We start from the raw sequence: 5,601 nt of genomic DNA on the forward strand, positions 1-5,601 counted from the left end.
GGGCCGGGAAGTGCTGGTCCCCCCACAGGCGATCGAGCGCGGAGGCCGGCGTGACGGCGGCGATGCGCGTGTCGCCGGAGTCGGGCCCTGGCGCCGGAATGTCGAAGGCGATGCTCGGGAGGCCGGTCCCCATGCCGCGGAACAGATTGGACACACGAGCCCCGTCCGGCCGGGTTCGCGCGACCGTCACGCCCGCCTCCTCAGGCCTCACCCGCGGTACGGCGGCGCCGGGCCTGGCGCGCGTGCTGGCGACCAGGAAGCCTTCCGGGTCGATCAGGGAGACCGTCGCGTCCAGGCCGCGTGTCGCCACCCGGGCCTGGGCGTCGAAGGCGGCCCAGTCGCCGCGGGGCAGGGCCGGGGAGCTGGCGAGGGCCTGCAGCAGCACCTCGTTCTTGCGCAGGTCGCGGTCGACGGCGAGGGACAGGGCGCGGGCGGTTTCGACGACCTGCGCCTCCACGAGGCGCCGCTGCTCGCCGTAGCTCTTCCAGACCAGAACCCCGAAGGCGAGGATCGCGGGAAGCAGCACCGCCAGCACCAGCAGGGTCAGCCGGCCCCGCAGGCTGGGCGCGCCGGAGGGCGCGAGCCGTGGAGAATCGGCGAAGGCAGAATCCCCGACCGTCATCCAGCCGACCCTAGGTCGTCGGCGTCGGCGTGGGAATGCGGATATTCCCAACCTCAAGTTGCGAGGGGCGGGCGGATTTGCCCGTCGCAGCCGGCCGGCTTCCGCCGATCACGCGACGGGGTGCATCCGCTGAAGGCGGGATACGCTGTGATGAAGCCGTTGGCGCTGCAGGCCATCGCGCAGGCCGAGCGGGGCCAGAAGCCGCGGTAGGCGCGCTCGAGCTTCAGGCCGTCCGCGGGAGCCGGATCGTGCACCGCGCGCCTTTGCCGCCTTCGCCGGGCGACCAGGTGAGGGTCCCGCCGTGGCTGCGGGCGCGGTCGGCCAGGCCGCCCAGGCCGGCGCCGGGGGTGACGGCGGCGGGGTCGAAGCCTCGGCCGTCGTCTTCGACGGTGAGGACCAGGGCGTCGCGGTCGGCGGCGAGCGAGACGCGGACCTCGCGGGCCTGCGCGTGCTTCAGGATGTTGTTGGTGAGCTCGCGCACAATGGCGCGGAGCGACTGGGCGGTCTTCGAGTCGACGCCGGGCGGCGGGGCGGCGTCCAGCGGCCAGACGAGGGCGACGCCGCGGGCCTGCAGGCGCTCGGCCATCTCCTTGCGGCTGCGGGCGAGGGTGTCGGCGAGGCCGGCGTCGGGGCCGGTGGGTTCGGTGACGATGGAGCGGAGGTCGGCGAGCGTCTCGCGGATGTAGCGGTCCTTGCGCTCGCCGTCGCGGCTGTGCAGGGCCGAGAGCAGCGTGGCGCCCAGGTTGTCGTGGATGTCGCCGGCGATGCGCTTGCGCTCGACCGCGACGCCGCGCTCGTAGGCCTCGCGGCTCTGGAAGACGAAGCCCAGCATGTCGGCCAGCGAGCGCGCCTGCTGCTCGTCGGCCGGGGAGAACAGGGCGCGGCCGCCATGGGCGTACTCCAGGCGCAGCGCCGGCAGGCCGGCGAGCGCCGGGGTGACGAGGGCCAGGCCATCCGCGCCGAGGCCGGGCAGCTCGTGCGCCTCGGCCACGTCGAGGCGCAGCGGGTCGAAGCGGCGCTTCAGCACCTCGACCCAGTGGGCGAGCTGGTCCTGCGGCTGGGCGGAGAGGCCGATCTGGACGAGACCCTCGAAGACGTCTCGGTCGTCGGTGCGGCGGCGCTGCAGCATGCGCTCGGCGATCCAACCGCGGACCGGCAGCCAGACGAGGCCGCAGATCAGGAGCGCGATGGAGAGGCTGACCTCGGCGGAGAGCCTCAGGCCCACCAGGAACAGCATGTCGAGGGCGGCGAGCAGGGCCAGCGCCAGGGTCCAGGCCATGATCCGGCCCCACCACGCGCCCAGCTCGAACAGGCGGTAGCGCATGATGCCCACGGCCAGGCCGCCGTAGGTGAGCAGGAACATCAGGAAGGCGTAGGGCTCGGCCGCCTCGGTATCGACGCCGAACATCTGCGGCGCGAGGATCAGCAGGCCGAAGACGGCCACCACCAGAACCCACGACAGCACGAACCAGCCGAGCGCCGCGCGGGCGACGGGGTCGCGCCGGCTGAGCCGCCAGTGGATCGCCGAGAGCCCGAAGGCGCCGAAAAGGGCGCAGAGCACCAGGAAGCGGCGGGCGAAGGTGAGGTCGGGGAAGAGGCCAATGGCCTGGGCCACGTACCAGACGAGGAAGACGCCGATCACCGCCCAGCCGACCCAGCGGGGGACGAGCCGGTTCGGGTAGTAGAGCATCAGCGCGAAGGTGGCCGCGGCGTAGAGGCTGCCGCCCAGGAAATTCGCGCCGTTGATCAGGTAGAAGGCGGTCTCGGGCAGGCCGAGCTCGCGGGCCGTGTAGATCGGCCCGATGGGGATGAAGAGCAGCGAGGCGACGCCGGAGAGCAGCACGTAGCGGGCGGCGGTCTCGCGCGGGCGGAAGGCGAAGATGGCCGCGGCGATCAGCCAGGCGACGGCGCCCACCACCATGCCGATCCAGAAGTCGGGGCCCAGCGAGGCGATGGGACGGCCGGACTGTTGCGGCTGGACGGTCCAGTCGCGGCCGGCGGTGTCGGTGAAGGTGACGGCGGGCTCGCGCATCATGTCGGCGAGCCGGCCCTGACGGTCCATGAAGCGCTGGTAGTCGGCGAAGGGGCCGAAGCTGCCGTCCACCTGGCCGGTGAGGTCGGTGCGCTCGAGGACGATGCGGTCGCCGCCGGCGGTGACGGTGGTGATCACCGCGCCCGCAGGGATGGCCGCGCCGGGGCCGGCCGACGAGGCGACGACGGCGCCGCCGGCCTTGGCGTCGAAGCGCAGATTGAGGCCCAGCCATGGCTGGCTCACCGAAAACGCGATGGCGCCGCCGATGACCAGGACGGCGATGGCGAAGGCGAGCGCGAGCAGGCGCGTCGGCGCCGCCTGGGCCGCGGCAGGGCGGTCCGGACGCCCGGCGGCGGGCGCGGCGGCGGCGTCATCCATGCGCGCGATGTCCCCCTGCACGCGATGCGCGCGGCCCTGCATTCCTGAGGGGAATCATTAGGCTGCGCGCAACGCTCGGATATTATCGTTAGTGAAGATTCTGGGGAGTGCGACGTCTTCGTATGGCTGGGGTGCGCGATCAGGACGGAAAGGATGCGCGGCTCTGCCTGGTCGTCGAGGACCGGCCGGACACGCGCGAATGGCTGGTCGCGGTGGTGGCCGAGACGTTCCCGGACTTCACGATCGCCACCGCGGGCACGCTGCGCGACGCGCGCCGCTGGCTGGCGGACGAGGCGGTGCGCGGGCAGTTCGCGCTGGCGATCATCGACCTGGGCCTGCCGGACGGCTCGGGCGTTGAGCTGGTGGCCGAGGTGGCGCGGTACTTCCCCGACGCCCTGCCAGTGGTGGCGACGATCTACGACGACGACGCGCACCTGTTCGACAGCCTGGCGGCCGGGGCGCAGGGCTATGTGCTGAAGCAGGAACGGCCCGAGGACGTGGCCGCCTGCCTGCGCCGCATCGAGGCCGGCGAGCCGCCGCTGTCGCCGTCGATCGCGCGGCGGCTGCTGGAACGGCTGCGTCCGGCGCCAGCGCCGAAGCCGAAGGACGACGCGCGGCTGAGCCCCCGCGAGACCGAGGTGCTGACCCTGCTGGCGCGCGGGCTGTCAGGGCCTGAGGCGGCGCGCGAGATCGGGCTGAAGCCGCAGACGGTCGCGGGCTACGTGAAGGTGATCTACCAGAAGCTCCACGTGTCGAGCCGCGCCGAGGCGGTGCTGGCGGCGGCGGAGCGGGGGCTGACGTAAGCATCCGCTCATCCCGGCGAATGCCGGGACCCAGATGGAATGGCGAGGGCGTGGGCTCCGTGGGCTCGGAGCCGATCCAACCGACTTCCCAGCCCTAGGATCTGGGTCCGGCATTCGCCGGGATGAGCGGGATTATGGGTGTGGTTAGGCCGCCCCCGGCCCCGCGCGGACGTCGACGTCGCGGGGGCCGACGGGGGCGCCGCATTCCGAGCAGCTGAGCACCGGGTGGAAGTCGCAGCCACAGGCCCTGTGGCGGTGGAGGAGGGGCGGGCCGGCCTCGCCGGCGTAGTGGGTGTCGCCCCAGTGGACGATGGCCATGATCACCGGGTGCAGCGCCATGCCCTTGTCGGTGAGGCGGTATTCGTGGCGGACGGGCTGGTCCTGGTAGGCGTCGCGGCGCAGGACGCCCTCGTCGACGAGATGCTTCAGGCGGTCGGCGATGATGCTGCGCGAGATGCGCAGGCGGCGCTCGAAGTCGTCGAAGCGGCGGATGCCCAGGAAACAGTCGCGCAGGATCATCAGCGTCCAGCGGTCGCCGATCACCGCGACCGAGCGGGCGACCGAGCAGGGCTGGTCCGCGAGCTGGCTCCACTTCATGCGCACGACTCCTACGTTCCCAGCGGATTCTCCCATTGACTGGGTTCGGATTCAAGACGAACTTAGTTCGGAATTCGAACGGAGTGTGCTGCCATGGCCTCGGAAGCGAAAGCCACGAGGGGCGTCTGCCTGGTGGTGGGCGTGGGCGACGGCCTGGGTTCGGCGCTGGCCAAGGCCTTTGCCGCCGACGGCTACGAGGTCTGCATGACCCGGCGGGCGCGGAACCTGGATTCGCTGAAACAGGTGGAGGCCGAGATCCGCGCCGGCGGCGGCGTGGCGCACGCCTATGGCGTCGACGCGCGGCTGGAGGAGGAGATGGTCGCCCTGTTCGAGACCGTCGAGCGCGACGTGGGGCCGCTGGAGGTGGTGGTCTTCAACATCGGCGCGAACGTGCGCTTCGGCATCCGCGAGACGACGGCGCGGGTGTTCACCAAGGTCTGGGAGATGGCCTGTTTCGCGGGCTTCCTGGCCGGGCGCGAGGCGGCCAAGGCGATGGTCCCGCGCGGGCGGGGCACGATCCTGTTCACCGGGGCGACGGCCAGCGTGCGCGGGCGCGACGGGTTCGCGGCCTTCGCCTCGGCCAAGCACGGCTTGCGGGCGGTGGCGCAGAGCATGTCGCGCGAGCTGGGGCCATTGGGCATCCACGTGGCGCACGTGGTCATCGACGGGGCGGTGGACGGGGTCTTCATCCGCTCGAACCGCGACAACGTCGACGACCTCCTGGCCGACGACGCGATTCTGCGACCGGAGGACATCGCGCAGAGCTTCGTTGCGCTGACCAAGCAGCCGCGCTCGGCGTGGACGCACGAGCTGGACGTGCGGCCGTGGAAAGAGAGCTGGTGAGGGACGACAGATGGGCAAGACGATCGACTTCATCTTCGATTTCGGGAGCCCGAACGGGCACCTGGCCTGGAAGGTCCTGCCGGGGATCGCTGAGCGGACCGGGGCGACGGTGAACCTGATCCCCTGCCTGCTGGGCGGGATCTTCAAGGCCACCAACAACCGCTCGCCGGTGGAGGCGTTCGGCCAGGTGAAGGGCAAGCTGGCCTACGAAGGGCTGGAGACGAAGCGGTTCGTGCAGAAGCACGGGCTGAGCGCCTACCGGCAGAACCCGCACTTCCCGGTCAACACGCTGCTGATCATGCGCGGCCTCATCGCGGCGCGGCGGA

The 5,601-nt window shown here is 71.9% G+C and carries 5 protein-coding genes and 1 pseudogene; 3 read left to right on the plus strand and 3 right to left on the minus strand.

The features are described from left to right. Positions 1-622, minus strand: a pseudogene (locus tag VGD44_RS06345) (hypothetical protein); the annotation flags it as partial. 223 nt (positions 623-845) lie between these two features. Beyond that, the gene (locus VGD44_RS06350) at positions 846-3,032 is read right to left on the minus strand and encodes a sensor histidine kinase (RefSeq protein ID WP_331085035.1); all 2,187 of its coding nucleotides are present in this window, start codon (positions 3,030-3,032) and stop codon (positions 846-848) included. 122 nt (positions 3,033-3,154) lie between these two features. Between VGD44_RS06350 and VGD44_RS06355 the strand changes: the two genes are divergently transcribed. Next, positions 3,155-3,835: a response regulator transcription factor gene (locus VGD44_RS06355; protein WP_331085036.1), complete on the plus strand. Its 681-nt coding sequence runs from the start codon at positions 3,155-3,157 to the stop codon at positions 3,833-3,835. Positions 3,836-3,979: 144 nt separating this feature from the next. Here the strand turns inward: VGD44_RS06355 and VGD44_RS06360 are convergent, their stop codons facing one another. Beyond that, positions 3,980-4,432 carry a helix-turn-helix domain-containing protein gene (locus VGD44_RS06360; protein WP_331085037.1) on the minus strand — a complete coding sequence of 151 codons (453 nt, stop codon included), beginning with the start codon at positions 4,430-4,432 and terminating at the stop codon, positions 3,980-3,982. 93 nt (positions 4,433-4,525) lie between these two features. Between VGD44_RS06360 and VGD44_RS06365 the strand changes: the two genes are divergently transcribed. Then, positions 4,526-5,275, plus strand: coding sequence for an SDR family oxidoreductase (locus tag VGD44_RS06365; protein ID WP_331085038.1), 750 nt, complete (start codon positions 4,526-4,528; stop codon positions 5,273-5,275). A gap of 10 nt (positions 5,276-5,285) precedes the next feature. After that, positions 5,286-5,601, plus strand: a 316-nt coding sequence (locus VGD44_RS06370) for a DsbA family protein (protein WP_331085039.1), incomplete at its 3' end; no start/stop codon positions are given.

Source organism: Phenylobacterium sp. (assembly GCF_036402295.1).
GTDB lineage: Bacteria > Pseudomonadota > Alphaproteobacteria > Caulobacterales > Caulobacteraceae > Phenylobacterium.